This is a genomic window from Nocardia sp. NPDC052566, assembly GCF_044547285.1.
In the GTDB taxonomy this organism is placed as follows: domain Bacteria; phylum Actinomycetota; class Actinomycetes; order Mycobacteriales; family Mycobacteriaceae; genus Nocardia.
Window position 1 is genome coordinate 616,266 of the sequence record NZ_JBIUAF010000005.1, and the last position, 17,388, is coordinate 633,653.

The following is a 17,388-nucleotide window of genomic DNA, read 5'->3' on the forward strand; positions in this document are numbered from 1 at the left end:
TTCTCCTGTGCTGTTCACGTGAACGCCTGCTTCAGCGTGGATAGGTGCGCGCGGCTGAGTTCGGCGGCGGCGGCGGGCTTGCGGTGCGCGATGGCGTCGACCAGCCGGATGTGCGCCTCGTGGTCGGCGGCTTCCGACGGCACCGGGCGGATCTTCAGCATGTCGATCATGGCTAGTCGTAGTCGGGGCAGGAAGGTGTCGAACAGCTGGGTGAGCACCTCGTTGTGCGCGGCAACGAGGACGGCGCGATGGAAGGCCATATCGGCGTCGACGTGCTCGGCCACCGGTTCGCCGCGTGCCTCGCGCGCGGCCAGTGCGCGGCGCAGCGTGCGCAGGTCGGCGGGGGTGCGGCGCTGGGCGGCGAGCGCGGCGGCCTCGGCCTCGATCGCGATGCGCGCCTCGATCACCGAGGCGATGGTGGCGCGGCGCAGCACCACGTCCCAGTCCTCGGTGACGTCGAGCGCCGTCACGAAGACGCCAGCGCCCTGGCGGCTGCCGAGCACGCCCTTGCCCGCCAGTTCGCGCACCGCCTCGCGCAGCGTCGAACGGCCGACGCCGAGCTGCGCGGCGAGCGTCGTCTCACCCGGAAGCCGGTGTCCCAGTGGCCATTCCCCATCCTTGATGCGGGCGAGCAACAGCTCCGCCGTCTGCGCGGCCAGTGGGTGGCGGCGTACTTGCTCCACCATCAAACCTCTCTACTTGTCTGAGGAGTTGTGTATAGTCTACCCATCATGACGCAGTGGATGCTCCTCCTTAGCCGCCACGGCGGGGCCTGAACGACCGGCCGCCCGCCGTGGGGCTTCGTCGTGGCCGGTCACCACTGATTTCGTGACGGCTAGGACCCGAACCATGAGCGTTTTCCCCACCATCGACACCCCGGCAGGCGCCATCGCGCACGGCGCACCGCGCTGGAACCGGCAGCGGCACTCGCAGATGCCGTCGCACCGCTACCGCGACGTCTACGCCCGCGTGAATGTGCCACTCGTCGAACGGGTTTGGCCGAATGCCAGGATCGGCAAGGCGCCGCTGTGGGTACCGGTCGATCTGCGCGACGGCAACCAGGCACTGGCCGAACCCATGGACCCGGCACGCAAGCGCCGCTTCTTCGAACTGCTGATCGCCATGGGCTACAAGGAGATCGAGGTCGGCTACCCGTCCGCCTCGCAGACCGACTACGACTTCGTCCGGCTGCTCGCCGATACCGACCTGGCGCCGCCGGACGTGACCATCGTCGTATTCACTCCGGCACGACGGGATCTCATCGAGCGCACCGTCGCATCGATCCGCGGCATCCGCAACGAGGTCGTCATCCACATGTACACCGCGACCGCCCCTGCCTGGCGGACCATGGTGCTCGGCAAGGATCGTGACGAACTGCGCGAGCTGATCACGGCAGGCGGGCGCGATGTCCTGGAATTCGCCGGTGACCTGCCAGGTGTCCGATTCCAGTTCTCCCCTGAGGTTTTCAACCTCACCGAACCCGACTACGTGCTCGACATCTGCGACGGCATGACGCGGTTGTGGGACGCGACCCCGGACCGCCCGGTCGTGCTGAACCTGCCCGCCACCGTCGAGGTCGCCACCCCGAACGTCTACGCCGACCAGATCGAATACATGCACCGCAATCTGTCCCGGCGCGACAGTGTCATCCTGTCGGTGCACCCGCACAACGATCGCGGCACCGGCATCGCCTGCGCCGAACTGGCGGTACTCGCGGGCGCCGAGCGGGTGGAGGGCTGCGTCTTCGGCAACGGCGAACGCACCGGCAATGTCGATATCGCGACGCTGGCGCTGAATCTGCATGCGCAGGGCATCGATCCGATGATCGACTTCTCCGATATCGACGAGATCCGCCGCACCGTCGAATACTGCACCCGCATGCCGATCCACGAAAGACACCCCTACGTAGGCGATCTCGTACACACCGCGTTCTCCGGCACACACCAGGACGCGATCAAGAAGGGGATGGCCGAACATCGCGCCCGTGCCGCCGCCGAGGGTGAGCCGGAGCGGGTGGTGCCGTGGCAGGTGCCGTATCTGCCCATCGATCCGGCCGATATCGGCCGCAGCTACGACGCCGTGATCCGGGTGAACTCGCAATCGGGCAAGGGCGGCATCGCCTACTTGCTGCAGACCGAATACGGCCTGGACCTGCCCCGGCGTTTGCAGATCGATTTCGCCCGCCACGTGCAGACCCATACCGACGACACCGGCCTGGAGATCACCGCGGCCGAGCTGCACGCCCTGTTCGACGCCACCTACCTGGCCACCGCCGAGCCCGCCGCGATCGTGCTGAAGGATTGGCACACCAGCGGCGACGGCGACACCACCATCACACTCACCATCGACGGGGCGACCGGCACCACCGAACACCGCACGGTCGGCCCGGTCGAGGCGCTGACCGAGGCGCTGGCCAAGGCGGGCTACCCGATCGAGGTGCTCGCCCTCACCCAGCAGTCGATCACCTCGGGCAACGCGAGCACCGCGATCACCTACCTCGAATACCGCAGCGGCGAGCACACCGGATGGTCGTGCGGCCGCAGCGAATCCGTGCTCGCGGCCTCGCTCGCGGCCGTCATCCACGCGGCCAACACGAGAGGGTAGCCCCGTCGGGATTGCGACATCTTCGGCAAAACGCCCGGCGGCGGGGCGGGGCATGCGAAGGTAATCGGCGTGGTGCGGCACGTTTCTGGAAACCTCCCCGCCGAAGTGACGAGCTTCATCGGGCGCGGGAGCGAGGTAGCCGCAGCCAAGAAGCTGCTGGCCAGTACCCGGCTGCTGACGCTGACCGGGCCGGGCGGTGTCGGCAAGACACGGTTGGCGCGCCGGGTCGGCGAGGCGGTGCGCCGCGCGTTTCCGGACGGGGTGTGGCTGGTCGAGGTGGCGCTTGTCGACGACGGTGAGCTGGTGGCGCTGAGCGTCGCGCAGGCGCTCGGGCTGCGCGACGACACCAGCGCACCGCTCGCCGCGCTGACCGATTTCCTCGCCGACAAGAACATGCTGCTCATCGTCGACAACTGCGAGCATCTGATCGACGCGTGCGCGGCGCTGGTGAACCGGCTCATCGCCACCACCGCGCACGTGCGGATTCTGGCGACCAGCCGGGAACCGCTCGGGGTGGCGGGCGAGCAGGCGCTGCCGATCGCACCGCTGCCGGTGCCCGAGGTCGACGCGGACTCCGGTGCGGTGGCCTCGGGTGACAGTGCGGCGCTGCGGCTGCTCGTCGACCGCGCCGCGGCGGCCGATCCCGAATTCCGGGTCGGCGACGCGAATCGGGATGCGCTCGCCGCGATCTGCGTTCGCCTGGAAGGGATTCCGCTCGCGCTCGAGCTGGCGGCGCTGCGGCTGCGCGTGTTCACCCCCGACCAGGTGCTCGAACGCCTCGACGACGCGCTGCGGTTGCTCACCACCGGCCTGCGCACCGCACCGCGCAGGCAGCAGACACTCGAGGCCGCGATCCGGTGGAGCTATGACCTGTGCACCACCGGCGAACAGCGGCTGTGGGAACAACTTTCGGTATTCGCCGGTGGTTTCGACCTCGATGCCGCCGAGGCGGTGTGCGTGATCGAGCCGCCCGGCGCGCTGATCGATGCGCTCAGCGGCCTGGTGGACAAATCCGTGCTGAGCTATCGGCAGAACAGTCATCGGCACGACAGCGACGGCACCGGCCGCTACACCATGCTCGAGCCGCTGCGCCAGTTCGCCCTGGCCCGGCTTGCCGCGCACGATGGCGAACGCGCCGTGCGGCTGCGGCACCGCGACCACTATTACGCCGTCGCGCGGCGTGGCCGCACCGCGTACTGGGGTGGCGAGGATGTCGGCTGGTTCCGCGATGTCACCCGCGAGCACGCGAATCTGCGTGCGGCGCTGCGGTTCTCGCTGGCCGACCCGGACGGCGCGCATCGGGCGCTGGAGATCGCGGCCGAACTGCGTCCGTTCTGGGAGCATTACCGGTTCCTGCTCGAGGGCTATCGCTGGCTGCTCGAGGCGCTGGACAAGGATCGCGCGCACACCGCCGACCGGGCCCGCGCGCTCGCGGCCGCCTCGGTCATCGCCGCGATGCTCTCCGATACCGAATCGGCCGCACGCTACGTCGACGACTGCGTCGAGATCGCCACCGAACTCGGCGCGGCGGAAAACCTGGTCGAGGCCGAATTACTCTCCGCGCTCCTGGCTTTCGCGTCGGGCGATCCGGCGCGGGCGCTCGATCTCGCGGAGACCGCCGCCGCGCATGCCGACGACTGCGCGCACCGCGGCGCCGCGATGGAAAGCCTCGCATTCGGTTATGTCTGCGCGCTGGTGCTGGAGGATCCGCGCGCCGGCGCGCTCGCCGCCCGATTCCTGCGCGCCGCCGAACGGCACGGGTCGCATCTGCTCGGCGGCCTCGCGCACTGGGCGGTCGGCACGAATCACTGGCGAAAAGGCGAGCAGGACAAGGCAATCGGTGCGCTGCGCCGGGCGGTTGAGCTGTTCCGGCTGTTCGACCGCTGCGTGTGGACCGCGTCCGGATTCGACGGATTGGCCTGGGTGGCATTCGCTTCCGGCGATCCGGTCCGTGCGGCCCGGTTGATGGGCGCGGCGGTCACGGCGCGGCGCGGCAGTACGCAGCGCCTGGCGCACGCGATGACCGAGGTGGTCGGCGACAAGGTGCGCCTGCAGGTGCAGGAGAAGCTGGGAGACAAGGACTTTCGCGCCGCATTCGACGGCGGCGCCGCGCTCGGGCTCGACGAGGCGATCGACTACGCGCTCGGCGCCGAACCCGCCGCGGCGCCACCGTCACCGCGATCTGCCGCGGCGGGCATCCTCACCCGGCGCGAGAAGGATGTCGCCCGGCTGATCGCCGCCGGATACAGCAACAAGCGCATCGCGGGCGAACTGGTGATCTCCATCCGCACCGCCGAAAGCCACGTCGACCACATTCTCACCAAACTCGGATTCAGCTCGCGCACACAGATCGCGGGCTGGGTGAGCGCCAACCTGGCCTAGCGGTCAGTCGCCGGTGGCGCCGTCGATGCGTTCCCGCAGGAAGTCGGCGTGACCGTTGTGCCGCGCGTACTCCTCGATCATGTGGACATAGATCCAGCGCAGGTTGTACACCCGGTCTGAACGCCGGTGGTGTTCGAAGGTGTCCTCCAGCGACATATCCGCGACCGCGGCGTCGGCGAGTTTGATCTCGTCCTGGAAGGCGGCGAGCGCGGCGGCCGGATCGGCGTCGGCGATATCGTCGAAGTCGCCGTCCCGATTGTCTTCGCTGCTGTACAGGTAGGGCAGCGACGCACCGGCCGCGGTGAGCCGGAACCAGCCGCGTTCGACCTCGGTCATATGCCGGACCAAGCCTAGCAGCGACAGGGTCGACGGTGCGACACAGCGCTGCTTGAGCTGTTCGGCGTCGAGGCCGGAGCATTTCCACAGCAGCGTCTGGCGGTGCAGGTCGAGCCACGCCTGCAGCATGGTTCGCTCATCCGCGATATACGGCGGATCGGTGCGCTCGACGTCGGGTGCGGTCCACATCACGAGGGGAGGGTAGCGCGCGAGTGCGGGGGAGTGCGCGGTGTTTTCCGGCGAAGGGTGGGTCACGGCGGACATTGTTCGGTCCGGTGCGATGGAAACCGTCCAGTACTGCGGAGAGTGCCCGGATAGCCCACCGAGCGGATCACAAACCCCCGGTGCGGAAATCGATGACGGCGCGCTCGAACGTGAATCAGCACGGTGCCTGCCGTTGCTCCATGACGGCAGCGAAGGCGCGGATGAGATCGGATTCGGTGCCGGTGCGCCAGACGAAACCCCATGTGCAGGCGGGTGCGTCGGCCAGCGGGACATAGGTGACATCGGGCCGGGCGTAGTAGTGCAGGCAGTGTTCCTGCACCGTGGTGATCGCGCGGCCCGCGGCGATCATCGTGAGGATCTCCTGGAAGGTCCGTACCTGCGGACCACGCCGGATCGGCCGTCCCGACGGTGTGTGGAACGGGACCATGGCCTCCTGCCAGTAGGCAGGCACCTCGGGGCCGAGGCCGAATACGGTGTTGTCGCCCAGATCTTCGAGCGTCGCCTGCTCCGCGCTCGCCAGCGGATGGTCCGCGCCGACGGCCAGCCATACCGGCTCGCTGAACACGGTGGGGCCGACGGTCAGATCGGGTTCGTGCACCGGCAGCCACATCAGCTGCACGTCGACCTCGCCCGCGCGCAGCGGCCCGAACGGGTCGGAGAAGTGGATCTCGCGCACATCGAGCGACACCTCCGAGTACGCGGCGGTGAACGCGTCCAGCTCCGCGCGGATGACGTGTCCGAGCGCCCCCATCAAACCGAGGACGAGGGTGTGGCCCATGCCCTGCGCGGTGGCGTTGGCGCGGGCGACGGCGGCCTCGATCAGCTGATAGCCGCGTTGCAGATCCTCGCGCAGCTGCTGCCCGATGGGCGTGAGCACGACGGTCCGGCTGGTGCGCAGGAAAAGCGGTGCGCCGATGTGGCGTTCCTGCTTCTTGATCGCGTGGCTGACCCTGGACTGGGTGACGTGCAGCCGTTGCGCGGTTCTGCCGAAGTGCAGTTCCTGCGCCAGCGTCAGGAAGATCTCGATATCCCGCAGCTCCATTGATACCCCCGAGGTCACGCTTCGATGACCGCTGGGTCATCGAAGCATTCAACCATGCGGGAAAGGTCATGGTGCCTTGCGGGATTCGTCGTTGATCTTGTTGTGGCCCGGCCGAGAAGGTGGAAAGGCCCGGAACATCAAGGGTCCGGCGCATTTCCATCGCTTCATCTGGGAGACGACAGTGACTCTCGTATACCTGGCCTCGGCCCTGCTGATCGGCGGGCTGCTCGCCGTGCAGGCCTCGGTCAACCTGCAACTGAACAAGGCGGTCGGCACGCCCTACGGTGCGTCCACCGTGCAGCTGGGGATCTCCGCCGCGCTGCTCGCGCTCGTCGCCGGAATCGCCGGCGGCTTGGGCGCTTTGGGCGGCCTCGGCGAGGTCGCCGCGCACGAACCGTGGAAGTTGTTCGGCGGCATCGCCTCACCGATCTACATCACCAGCGCGATCCTGCTGTTCCCGCGGCTCGGCGCGCTCGCCTCGGTCGGATTGTTCGTCACCGGGCAGATGTTCGCCTCGATCGTGCTCGACGTCGGCGGACTGCTCGGCGTCGAGGCGCGGCCGCTCGGCGCGGGCATGGTGCTCGGCGCGGCGGCGGTGCTCGCCGGGATCGTCGTGGTGATCCGCAGCCAGCTGTCCGGGAACCAGGGGCAGACGTCGGCGGCCGATCGTGCCGGGTGGATCGTGCTGGGGCTCTTCGCCGGTGCGGTGCTGCCGGTGCAGGGCGCGGTGAACGCCGCGCTGCGCAAGGACCTTCGCGATCCGTTCGCGACCGGAACATGGTCGTTCATCGTCGCGACCGCGACCATCGCGATCGTGCTCGTCGTGCTGATGACGAGCGGGCGTACGCCGCGTCCACAGCTCGCGCCGCTGAAAAGCGTGCCGTGGTGGGGCTGGCTCGGCGGTGTCGCCGCGGCCACCTATGTGACGGTGACGTTCACCGTGATTCCGCATATCGGCGCGGCCACCACCATCGCGCTGACGGTCACCGGCCAGCAGCTTGCCTCCGCGGCGATCGATCACCGCGGGTGGTTCCGGTTGCCCGCCAAGCCGATCACCGCGGTGCGGCTCGGCGGCCTGGCGGCACTGATCGCCGGATGCGCACTGGTGCAGCTGGCCTAGCCGGCGGTGCAGCCGTAGCAGACGATGGCGCTCAGTGCTTCCGCTCGCGCACGGCACCGGGAACCGGCATCCAGGTGGCAGACGGCGGCTTCCCACTCAGTGGGACTCGGGGCGACCGTGCGCCGCCCGGCTGGCAATGGTGTGTGAACGGCGTCACTATCACCAGTGTCGGCGCCTGAGTGGGGAGAGTAGATGCGGGTCCTGGTCACCGGAGTCACCGAACCGAGTGGTTGCGCGGTGGCGCGCATGCTGGTGGCCGCCGGGCACGAGGTGGCCGGGCTGGACCGGCGGTGGCACCGATTCGTCGATCCACGGGTGCGGTTCATCGAGGGTGATCCGGCGGACGCGGCGGTGTGCGCGCGAGCGGCCGCCGGATGTGCCAGCGTGCTGCATCTGGCAGGTGCCGGCGTCGGGACGATCGCGGTCGCCGCGCGCGATGCCGGTGTGCGCGTGGTGATTCCGGTGGTCGCGGGTGTGCGTTCGGCGGGCATGACCGATACCGAGGCAGGGGAGATGTTGCACCGCGTGGGCGCCGACAGCCTGCTGGTGCGCACCGCCGCGGTGGCGGGGCGGCGGATCGATCAGCAGACCCGGCGCGCGCTGGAACCGATACTCGGATCGCGGACCTCCTCCGAGGGATATCAGTTGCTGCACACCGATGATCTGGAGCGGTTCCTGGTGCTCGCGGCGACCTCGCAGCGCACCGGCACCGTCGAACTCGCCGCATCCGGCATCGTCACGCCCGAGCAGGTGCGCGGCATGCTGCGCGCGAGCGGCGTGCGCTACTCGGCGTGGGTGCCGGGCTGGTCGACCCGCAGGCCGCTGCTCGATCCGACGGCGGCACAGAATGATTGGGGCTTCCGCTGCGGCTGGACCGCGCCCGAGGTGATCGCCGACCTGGTGCGCGGCATGATCGGCCGCAAGCCCGACGGCGGCGGATTCCGCACCCGGCGCGGCGCCATCCCACTGCCCGCACACGTGATCCCTTCTGGCGGGGGCACTTCCGATCATCACAAGCTGGAAAGCGTCGACTGGGTCGACCCTGCCGATCCGGTGGATACGGCGACCAGTACGTCCGATGCGCTGTCCGGCCCGCTGACGCCACTGACCTTCGACCTGCACGCTGGGGCCATCCGGCTGGCCGACGAGGCGATGGGCACGATCGCGTTGCAACCGCCCGGCAAGCCGCCGATGCCTGCGGGATTGGCCGGTGCTGCTACCACTTTCACCGCTATCGTGCGAAGGGTCGCCATGGCGCGGCGCTTCCGCGACACCGCCGAACTCGTCGACGCGGCCTCGCGCGCGGAGACGCTGAACGCCAGCGAGATTCGTGCGCTCACCGATGCGCAACTGCATGTGCGGGCGCTGCTGTGGCGCGACCGGCTGCATCAGGCATGGCAAGCCGCGTCCATCGAGGTCATGCTGACCGGGGCGGCGACCGCTGCCCACGCGTGTGGCAAGGGCGCGGGGGAGGTGCCCAGGGAACGCGCCCGAGACGCCGTCGCCCGCATCACCCACTGCCTGCACCTGGCCGTGCGCGAGCGGGCGGTCAGGCTGGTGCGCGCCGGGCGGCTCATCGACAGCGAGGACGCCTGCTACCTGACCCTGGACGAAATCTTCACCGTCCCTGCCGATGTCGCGGAGCGGGTGCGGCGCAGGCGCGCGGAACCGATCCGCAGGCACCGTCACCGTGCTGCCAGGCATCGTTCGTGAATGTGCACTCAGGTACGTTCCACTCGACCGTTGCCGACGCGCTTGCACGCTCGTGATACCGCGCCGACACGGAACGGGTCTCAGGCGGAGCTTCCGTCGGGATGCTCGATTGTGCCGAAACCTCCGATGCGAACAATGACCAGGTCCACGACACCCCAAACCAGGCCCCGATAGATCGCGCCGTTCGGATCATCCGGTGAACGCATACCATCCGGCCCGGCCGCCTCGACGCACGCCTCCGCAGCCGACTCCGTGACCGCACGAAAATCCAGGTCGAAGGAGTCGTCGATCGCCGCCCCCATCGTCTGCAGCCGTGCGGACAGGTCACCCAGACGGTCGGCCACCTCGTGCCTGCCGATTTCCGTCATGCGTCTTCGGCTGTTCGCCAGCAGCTCGGCGAGATCGGCCAACGCCCGGTCGACCGCGGCGGGATCCTTCACCAGCCGCGCGAGGCGATATCCGTTGACGATGAAAGCCACTGTGCCAGTGTGGCATCCGCACGAACATCGGCGGCGGTTCCGTAGATTGCTACTTTCCGCACAGCGCCCACTTCGGGTATTGCACGACACCGCCACGGCACACGAATTCGCGGATGGTGTGCTCGCGCTGGTACTGCTGCCCCTGGTCGACACAGTCACCGTAGCGCGTGTACCAGTTGAAATAGGAGTAGTTGCCGAGCGCCTTGCAGACACACCTGCCTTCTCGGCCCGCATCCGTGCTGCCGCACGAGTCCATGCCTTCCGGTTCGGCCTGAACCTGCCCCGGTGCGTCCGCATAAGCGGGAACCGTTCCGGTGAGGGCCAGCATTCCGATTCCGATACCCATGACCGCTGCACGAAGACCCATGTCGCTCCCTATCGCCCGAGGATGTCCGATCCCATTCGGTCGGCGACCGACGAGACCGGTTCTCCCCTTTGACCGCTGGCGCGTCCGGGATGTGACGGCAGGCAACGACCCGTACTCGATCGCCCGCTACCGCGAGCACCGGCCCGTCCTCGCCCACGCGGCCGAATCATGGCTGCGCTCACCGTCACTCCTCGCCGAGACGATGGAGAACGTCTGTGAGAGCGTTTTCGTCGTCGTGGAGGCCGACGAGCACCGCGGTCATGGCGCTGACGCCGGGCTCCCGGACGATGAGACCGTCGCTACACCAGAAGTATGAGCCCCCACCGTATTCGCCGGTCTCGGACCAGCGCGCCATCAGCCTGTCCACTTCCGCGATGGTGAGCATCGTCGCGCTCCACCGTGAACCATCGGGCAGACGCACCTCGACGTCGACGTTCTCCACGCGTTCGGGGTTCTCGCCGCTGCCGATGATGAACTGGACGTCGAACGACGTGGTTCGGATGTGGTAGGAGATTCCGTCGAAATCGTGGGACAGGACGGTCGTCGAACTGGACACCACGAACATAGTACGAGCGTCCTCGGCACCCGCCACCCCGCGCACTCACCCCCGTCCTGGAAGTGCGGACAGCCAACGGGGACACGGTTTGCGGCAGACCCGAAACGGTGCCGGCCGGGATCGTGTTGCGATCCGCGAAAGGTGATGTCGCGGTGGGGTTCCCGGACATCGCCGGTCTACGCCCGGTGCTGGACTGCCCGGCCGTTCAGCTCCCCGTGGCCTGGAGAAAGGTGCCCGCGTGCAGGGTGGTGCCGAAACCCGGGGCGAATTCGCCGTATTCGTAGAGGAGTTCGCCGTTGACGAGCGTGGCGGCGACGGCGCGGTCGTTGCGGTTGACCATGCGGTGCAGGCCGTCGATGCCGGGGAAGGGGGCTTCGGCGTATTCGGCGCTCGCGCCGGTGAATCCGGACGGGTCGATGACGGTGATATCGGCGCGGGCGCCTTCGGTGAGGCGGCCCGCGTCGAGGCCGTACCAGTCGGCGAGTTCGCCGGTGAGGCGGTGGACGGCCGTTTCCAGCGGCATGAACTTGCGTTCGTGGACGCGCTCGAGCAGGCGAAGGCCGAAGTTGTAGAAGGCCATATTGCGCAGGTGTGCGCCGGAATCGGCGAAGCCGAGCTGGACGACGGGGGAGGTCTGTAGCCGGTCGAGGACATCGGCTTGGTCGTTGGCGATCACTGTGCGCCAGCGCAATTGGGTGCCGTGCGCGACGACCAGGTCGAGCAGGGCGTCGGCGGGGTGGATGCCGCGCGCGTCGGCGACCTCGCCGAACGACCGGCCGACCACGTCCGGTTCGGGGCAGGCCATGATCTCGGCGTCGTAGAGGTCGCGGTGCCACACGCGTGGGCCGTATTTCTTGGCCAGGTCCTTGCGGAACTGCCTGCGGTAGGACTCGTCGGCGAGTAGTTCGCCGCGCTTCATGACATCCCTGATGTTCAGCGCCGCGACACCGGCGCCGAACTCCTCGAAGATGACCAGATCGATGCCGTCGGCGTACACCTCGAACGGGACAGGCAGGTGCTGCCACCGGAATTGGGCCGCGCCAACGGTATTCGCGAGCCGGGCGGCGGTGGTGGCGGCGCGGGCGACGGTGCGGTCGGCCTTCACATCCATGCCCGCGATGAGCGTCGTCTTGAGCGGTTTGCGGAATCGGCCCGCGCTCTGCGCGAAGTAGCGGGCGATCTCCAGCCGCGACGTCAGATTCGGGGTGCTCTGATGGATCCGATTCCGCTGTCGCAGAATGCGATTGAGCGCGCCGTATTCACGCCAGGTGGCATAGGTGGACGGTAGCTGCCTGGCCGGGAAGCGCGCGCCCTCCAGCTTGGAGAACGAGCTGCGGATGGTGGAGAGCCCGAGGAATCCGGCGTCGAGCGCATCGGTGAGCATCCGTCGCATGCGTGCGAGCTCGGCATCGGTCGGCTTCGCGTGCGTGTCCACCGCGCGACCCAGCCCCATCACCGCCACCCGGATATCCGAATGCCCGAGCAGGGCAGCCACATTGGCCCCCAGCGGCCGCCCGGCGAGCGCCGCCGCATAGGACTTCGGATCGTCCCAGTTCTTGTGCTCCTTGACCGCCGCGTGCACCGCGTCCCACGGCAGCGCCTCCACCCGTGCGAACATGTCCGCGCAGTCGTCGGCCTCCGAATACACCGTGGACAGTGAGCAATTCCCGATCACCACGGTGGTGACACCGTGCCGCACCGATTCCCCGAGCCCGGGACTGCCGAGCACCTCGGCGTCGTAATGGGTATGCACATCGAGCATCCCGGGCATCACCCACTTACCCACCGCATCGATGACCCGCTCACCATCCAGCGGCTCCCCGGCACTGACCGCGACAACCTTCCCGCCGCTGACCCCCACATCAGCGACCCGCGCGGGCGCCCCCGTCCCGTCGAAGACCGACCCGCCCCGGATCACCACATCGCAGCGCGTCATCGCAGCCCCTAACCTTCAGCGTGTATCCGGTACTCCGGGTATCTCATACATCGTCGCACGAACCGGGAGATTCCTCACCGGGTGTCCGCATCGGCGGCTCTCGGCCATGTCACGCCGGCGACGAATCCGCCGCTATCCGGCGGCGCGCGCGTATTGCACGCGGATGTGGTGGCCGGGACCGGGGTCGGTGGGTGCGGGGATTTCGGCGGTGGTGCGGGCGGGCCAGGGTGGGGGTTCGGGTTTGCCGCTCAGGGCCCAGGCGGCTTGGCGGGCGGCTCCGAGGGCGACGTATTCGTTCGGTGTGGGGACCGTGATGGTGGTGCCGAAGATTTGGGCGGCGATTTCGGCGACCAGGGGGGAGCGGGCGGCGCCGCCGATGAGGAGGATGCGGCCGATGGGGGCCGCGGTGGGCTGGAGGTGGTCGAGGGCGTCGGCCATATTGCAGAGCATGCCTTCGTAGGCGGCGCGGGCGATGGTGCTCGGCCGCATGGTTTCCGGGCGGAGGCCGTGCAGGCTGCCGGTGGCGTGCGGGAGGTTGGGGGTGCGTTCGCCGGTGAGGTAGGGGAGGAGGACGACGCCACCGGCGCCCGGGACGGACTGGCGCGCAAGGGTTTCGAGTCGCGTGAGGTCGACGCCGAGTAGGTCGGCGGCGGAGTTCAGTACCCGGGCGGCGTTGAGGGTGCAGACCAGGGGGAGGTAGGCGCCGGTGGCGTCGGCGAATCCGGCGACCGCGGCGGTGGGATCGGCGCTCGGGGTGGCGGTGCGGGCGTAGACGGTGCCGCTGGTGCCGAGCGAGACGACGACATCGCCGTCACCGATGCCGAGACCGAGTGCGGCGCCGGCATTGTCGCCGGTGCCCGCGGCGATCAGCGCACCGGATGCGGTGTGGCCGACCACTTCGGCGGGTCCGGCGACCCGGGGTAGCGCCGGTGTGCGGCCGCGGAAGGCAAGGGCGAGTAGGTCTTCGCGATAGTCGCCGGTGGCGGGCGACCAGTAGCCGGTGCCCGAGGCGTCGCCGCGGTCGGTGGTCGGCTCGGCCGAGGCCTGCCCGCGCAGCCGCCAGGTCAGATAGTCGTGCGGAAGCACTACGCGCCGTGTGCGATCCGCCGCCTCGGGCTCGTTGTCGGCCAGCCAGCGCAGCTTCGCCACCGTGAACGCGGCGAGCGGCACGCTGCCGACCGCCGTCGCCCAGGCCTGCGGTCCGCCGAGTTCGCCGACGAGCTGGGTGGCCGCGAAGGCGGAGCGAGTGTCGTTCCACAGCAGCGCGTCACGTACCGGGCGGCCGCCGTCGTCGAGTGCGACGAGCCCGTGCTGCTGCCCGGCCACCGCGATGGCATCGACACGGTCGAGCAATCCGTCGCCCGCCGAACACAGTGCGGCCCACCAGGCTTCGGGATCGACCTCGGTGCCGTCCGGATGCGGCGCCTGCCGCTGGGCCAGTACCGCACCGTTTTCGGCGTCGCAGACGACGATCTTGCAGGACTGGGTGGAGCTGTCGACGCCCGCGACCGTGCTCACGATCCGGGCCGGATCTGAATCTTGCGGCCGCTACCGGACCGGAATGTCTTCAGCGCGCTGTCGAATTCGTCGAGCGCGAACCCGTGCGTGATCATCGTTTCGGCGTCGACCGCGCCCTTGGCCAGCAGTTCGACGGCGCGGCCGAAGCTGTGCAGCACCGCCATCGAGCCGAGGATGGTGATCTCGTCGTTGTAGATCCGGAACGGTGAGATCGAGGCCGTCGCCGTGCCGGGCGCGACGCCGAACTGCTGATACACCCCGCCGCGGCGCACCCTGGTGAGCCCGTCCTCGATGGCGGCGAGCGCGCCGGTGCAGTCGATGACGATCTCCCAGCCCTGCGGGCGATCGAAGGCGTCGGCGGAGGCGGCGGTCGCGTCGGCGCCGAGCGCACGCGCCACCTCGAGTCGTGCGGTGTTGAGGTCGACCACCGAAACCGACGCCGCGCCCGCCGAATTCGCCAGTTGCAGCATGAGCAGTCCCATGGTGCCCGCGCCGTACAGCAGGTAGTGCGCGCCGAGGGCGCGGGGCAGCACGTCGAAGGCGTGCACCGCGCACGACAGCGGCTCGACCAGCGCGCCGTGCGTGGTGCTGACGTGATCGGGGAGCCGATAGCAGTTCGCGGCGGGCACCGCGACGAATTCGGCCATCGCGCCATCGACGGTATCGCCGATCGCGCCCCACCGCTCGCACAGGTTGCCGCGCCCGATCGCGCAGTAGTGGCAGGCGCCGCAGAACAGTGACGGGTCGACCGCGACCCGGTCTCCGCGCCGGACACCGGACGCCGCCGCCCCGACTTCGACGATCTCCCCGGCGAATTCGTGGCCGGGCACGATCGGATACGGTGTCGGCGGGAATTCACCGTCGACGATGTGCACGTCGGTACCGCAGATGCCGACGGCATCGACCCGGACGACGACCTCGCCCGCTCGTGGCACCGGATCCGGCACGGTCTGCACGGAGTATCGGCCTGGCGTCTCGATCAGTACGGCGCGCATGAGATCTACCTTGCACCCGAATACACCCGGCCCGTCGCATTTCGGCGGGGCCATCGGGCACACTTGCCCGGTGACCGACGACCGCGGCGAGCCTGACGACCTGCGCATTCACCTCGGCGACGAGGAGTTGTCGCAGGTGACGAAGCCTGCGCTCGGCGCGGCGCTACACGGCGAGCACCCGCGCCTCGCGCTCGATCGCGGCGCGCACGAACACATCCAGGCGCGCCTGCTGCCCGACGGCGTCTACGAACTCGAATACCGGACGGGCGAGCCGGGCGAGCGTTTCCAGCTCTACACCTCCGATGCGGTGCTGGTGCGCGACGTGCTGTGGGCGTGGCTGGACGGCGACCCGTGGTGGCACGACGCGGTCGCGTGGTATCCGATCGATCCGGCGATCGCCGAATTGGCTTCGGTCCGCGACGAATTGACCGATCTACTGGACGGGCTCTCGGTCATGGACGATATGCGATCGAGCCTGGACGACGCCTTCGCCCGGGTCGACGAGCTGATGAACGACGACCTGATGAACGACGACCTGATGAACATCGACGATCCGGAGTGATCAGTTGCGGTAGTACCACGCGGTCGTGCTGATCTCGGCGTCCGCCAACGGCAGATACGCCTTGTCTTCGTCTTCGCGCCAGCCGAGCGCCTGCACGGTGACCCGCAGTTCCCTGTCGAAGCAGATCGGATCGCGCACATGCCAGCGGTACATGCCGAATCGCTGCTCGGGCCGGTAGATGTCGCCCGCGGGCAGCACCTGGTGCAGGCCGAGATACGCGGTCGAATAGGGGCGATACGTGCCGTCCATATCGAAATTCCATGCGCCACCGAAGTAGTCCTCGGTGCCGGTACCGCAGATGGTCGGATGCTCGGTATCGCCGTCGAGGTAGAACTTCAGCTCGCCCTCACCCCACCAGCCGGGTGCGCCGGGCCGGATGGCCAGATAGGTGCCGACATACCGGCCCGGTCCGGCCACGGTGTCCAGGATCGTATGCACCGCAGGGTTTCCGAGCGGGTCGCTGCACCGGCGGCGCGCGTAGAGATATCCGGCGGAGTAGGGGACGTCCTGCTCGGTGTAGGTGGCCTGGTAGTACACCGGCACCGTGCGATCGCCGTTGTTCTGCAAGGTGATTCGCGCGCGGCGGCGAAAGGGCATGGGCCAGTAGCTGTTCAGCCCGCCCGCGGGCGCGACGACGATCATCTCCGAGTCGACGAGGGCCAGCTCGCCCCAGGCGTTGCAGAAGAAATCACCGAGCGGGACCTCGACGGCGGGCTCGGCGGCGTCGTCCCACTGCATACGCAAAGTGAGCAGGCCGAGTACGGAGCGGTCGGTGGTGAGCCAGAGGTGGCGGAAGACGCCGGGCCCGGAAACATCGGCGAGCGTGGCGTTTTCGCCGGGGGCGAGATCGATGGACGGCGAGACCTTCCAGCCGACGCCGAGGTCACGGGCGGCATCCGCGCCGGTTCCCCGCACCGCGCGGGCACCCCCACCGGGTGCGCCGGTGGGGTTCTCCGCGCTGACCGACCGGGTGCGTGCGCCGTCGAGGCGCCACAGCTCGGTCATCGCCGTCCCGCGATCACAGTCCGGGCCAGCCGTAATCCGCGGGACCGGCGACGCTCGCCTGACGCGGCGCGCCTACCGAGCTCGGGCTCGGTGTCGAACTCGGCGGCGGCGCGGGCTGTTCGGCCTGGTGCTGCTGCGCCGCCATCTGCCGCCTGACCTCGTCCATATCGAGCCAGATGACCTGCTGGAGGATATCTTCGAGCTGGTCGGCGGGCAGGAAGCCGGGCTGGGAGAACACCAGCAGGCCCTCGCGGAACGCCATCAGCGTCGGGTACTGATCGACACCGGCCATCCCGGTCAGCGCGGGTTCGGCCTCGGTGTCCACCTTGGCGTGCACGATCTCCGGATGCGCCTCCGAGGATGCTTCGAACACGGGCGCGAAGTGGCGGCACGGGCCGCACCAGCCCGCCCACCAGTCGACGAGCACGATGGGATTGCTGCTGATCACGGAGTTGAAGTTGTGCTGCGTCAAGGCGAGTGTCGCCATCATGTCCTCCCGATGCGATCCGGTTGCCTCGGCGGACCGCCATTTCCAACAAGCAACCAAG

At 68.9% G+C, this 17,388-nt stretch carries 15 protein-coding genes and 1 pseudogene; 5 read left to right on the forward strand and 11 right to left on the reverse strand.

The genetic code is table 11. The features are described 5' to 3' along the window. Positions 1-14: 14 nt before the first annotated feature. Entirely contained in the window at positions 15-686 is a 672-nt protein-coding gene (locus ACIG5A_RS27665) for a FadR/GntR family transcriptional regulator (protein WP_397245088.1), read from the reverse strand. Positions 687-933: 247 nt separating this feature from the next. On the opposite strand from ACIG5A_RS27665, the gene ACIG5A_RS27670 reads away from it, so the two are divergent. Continuing rightward, positions 934-2,604, forward strand: a complete 1,671-nt coding sequence (locus ACIG5A_RS27670) for a 2-isopropylmalate synthase (RefSeq protein WP_397245924.1) — start codon at positions 934-936, stop codon at positions 2,602-2,604. Between the two features lie 69 nt (positions 2,605-2,673). Then, entirely contained in the window at positions 2,674-4,986 is a 2,313-nt protein-coding gene (locus tag ACIG5A_RS27675) for an ATP-binding protein (protein WP_397245090.1), read from the forward strand. Between the two features lie 3 nt (positions 4,987-4,989). Here the strand turns inward: ACIG5A_RS27675 and ACIG5A_RS27680 are convergent, their stop codons facing one another. Beyond that, entirely contained in the window at positions 4,990-5,577 is a 588-nt protein-coding gene (locus ACIG5A_RS27680) for a DinB family protein (RefSeq protein WP_397245092.1), read from the reverse strand. Positions 5,578-5,701: 124 nt separating this feature from the next. After that, positions 5,702-6,589, reverse strand: a complete 888-nt coding sequence (locus tag ACIG5A_RS27685; RefSeq protein WP_397245094.1) for a LysR family transcriptional regulator — start codon at positions 6,587-6,589, stop codon at positions 5,702-5,704. 181 nt (positions 6,590-6,770) lie between these two features. Between ACIG5A_RS27685 and ACIG5A_RS27690 the strand changes: the two genes are divergently transcribed. Continuing rightward, positions 6,771-7,709 (forward strand): DMT family transporter, encoded by a 939-nt coding sequence (locus ACIG5A_RS27690; protein ID WP_397245096.1) that lies wholly within the window; start codon positions 6,771-6,773, stop codon positions 7,707-7,709. A gap of 192 nt (positions 7,710-7,901) precedes the next feature. Beyond that, positions 7,902-9,422 carry an NAD-dependent epimerase/dehydratase family protein gene (locus ACIG5A_RS27695; protein WP_397245098.1) on the forward strand — a complete coding sequence of 507 codons (1,521 nt, stop codon included), beginning with the start codon at positions 7,902-7,904 and terminating at the stop codon, positions 9,420-9,422. An 80-nt stretch (positions 9,423-9,502) separates the two neighbouring features. Here the strand turns inward: ACIG5A_RS27695 and ACIG5A_RS27700 are convergent, their stop codons facing one another. From ACIG5A_RS27700 to ACIG5A_RS27725, 6 genes are all read right to left on the reverse strand, one after another. Then, the gene (locus ACIG5A_RS27700; RefSeq protein ID WP_397245100.1) at positions 9,503-9,862 is read right to left on the reverse strand and encodes a hypothetical protein; all 360 of its coding nucleotides are present in this window, start codon (positions 9,860-9,862) and stop codon (positions 9,503-9,505) included. A gap of 88 nt (positions 9,863-9,950) precedes the next feature. After that, complete coding sequence (locus tag ACIG5A_RS27705; RefSeq protein WP_397245102.1) at positions 9,951-10,268, reverse strand: hypothetical protein; 318 nt, start codon at positions 10,266-10,268, stop codon at positions 9,951-9,953. 184 nt (positions 10,269-10,452) lie between these two features. Further along, positions 10,453-10,833 carry a hypothetical protein gene (locus ACIG5A_RS27710; protein ID WP_397245104.1) on the reverse strand — a complete coding sequence of 127 codons (381 nt, stop codon included), beginning with the start codon at positions 10,831-10,833 and terminating at the stop codon, positions 10,453-10,455. A 196-nt stretch (positions 10,834-11,029) separates the two neighbouring features. Further along, positions 11,030-12,760, reverse strand: coding sequence for an amidohydrolase family protein (locus tag ACIG5A_RS27715; RefSeq protein ID WP_397245106.1), 1,731 nt, complete (start codon positions 12,758-12,760; stop codon positions 11,030-11,032). A 132-nt stretch (positions 12,761-12,892) separates the two neighbouring features. After that, a complete protein-coding gene (gene xylB / locus ACIG5A_RS27720) occupies positions 12,893-14,278 on the reverse strand; it encodes a xylulokinase (RefSeq protein WP_397245109.1) in 1,386 nt (461 codons plus the stop codon). Further along, complete coding sequence (locus ACIG5A_RS27725; protein WP_397245111.1) at positions 14,275-15,273, reverse strand: zinc-dependent alcohol dehydrogenase family protein; 999 nt, start codon at positions 15,271-15,273, stop codon at positions 14,275-14,277. Before ACIG5A_RS27725 ends, xylB begins: the two co-directional genes overlap by 4 nt. 70 nt (positions 15,274-15,343) lie before the next feature. Here ACIG5A_RS27725 and ACIG5A_RS27730 point away from each other — a divergent pair, with 70 nt between their 5' ends. Then, the gene (locus tag ACIG5A_RS27730) at positions 15,344-15,835 is read left to right on the forward strand and encodes a hypothetical protein (protein ID WP_397245113.1); all 492 of its coding nucleotides are present in this window, start codon (positions 15,344-15,346) and stop codon (positions 15,833-15,835) included. Here ACIG5A_RS27730 and ACIG5A_RS27735 read toward each other — a convergent pair whose 3' ends face one another. Both ACIG5A_RS27735 and ACIG5A_RS27740 read right to left on the reverse strand, forming a co-directional pair. After that, positions 15,836-16,840 (reverse strand): glycoside hydrolase family 172 protein, encoded by a 1,005-nt coding sequence (locus tag ACIG5A_RS27735; protein ID WP_397245115.1) that lies wholly within the window; start codon positions 16,838-16,840, stop codon positions 15,836-15,838. A 133-nt stretch (positions 16,841-16,973) separates the two neighbouring features. Next, a pseudogene (locus ACIG5A_RS27740) lies at positions 16,974-17,327 on the reverse strand (thioredoxin family protein); the annotation flags it as partial. Positions 17,328-17,388: the final 61 nt, after the last annotated feature.

Excerpts from the sequence above, each read along its gene's own strand:
- ACIG5A_RS27715 (WP_397245106.1), bottom strand. The coding sequence starts at position 12,760 with ATGACGCGCTGCGATGTGGTGATCCGGGGCGGGTCGGTCTTCGACGGG.
- ACIG5A_RS27735 (WP_397245115.1), bottom strand. The coding sequence starts at position 16,840 with ATGACCGAGCTGTGGCGCCTCGACGGCGCACGCACCCGGTCGGTCAGC.
- ACIG5A_RS27665 (WP_397245088.1), bottom strand. The coding sequence starts at position 686 with ATGGTGGAGCAAGTACGCCGCCACCCACTGGCCGCGCAGACGGCGGAG.
- ACIG5A_RS27710 (WP_397245104.1), bottom strand. The coding sequence starts at position 10,833 with ATGTTCGTGGTGTCCAGTTCGACGACCGTCCTGTCCCACGATTTCGAC.
- ACIG5A_RS27725 (WP_397245111.1), bottom strand. The coding sequence starts at position 15,273 with ATGCGCGCCGTACTGATCGAGACGCCAGGCCGATACTCCGTGCAGACC.
- ACIG5A_RS27705 (WP_397245102.1), bottom strand. The coding sequence starts at position 10,268 with ATGGGTCTTCGTGCAGCGGTCATGGGTATCGGAATCGGAATGCTGGCC.
- ACIG5A_RS27695 (WP_397245098.1), top strand. The coding sequence starts at position 7,902 with ATGCGGGTCCTGGTCACCGGAGTCACCGAACCGAGTGGTTGCGCGGTG.
- ACIG5A_RS27670 (WP_397245924.1), top strand. The coding sequence starts at position 934 with ATGCCGTCGCACCGCTACCGCGACGTCTACGCCCGCGTGAATGTGCCA.
- ACIG5A_RS27685 (WP_397245094.1), bottom strand. The coding sequence starts at position 6,589 with ATGGAGCTGCGGGATATCGAGATCTTCCTGACGCTGGCGCAGGAACTG.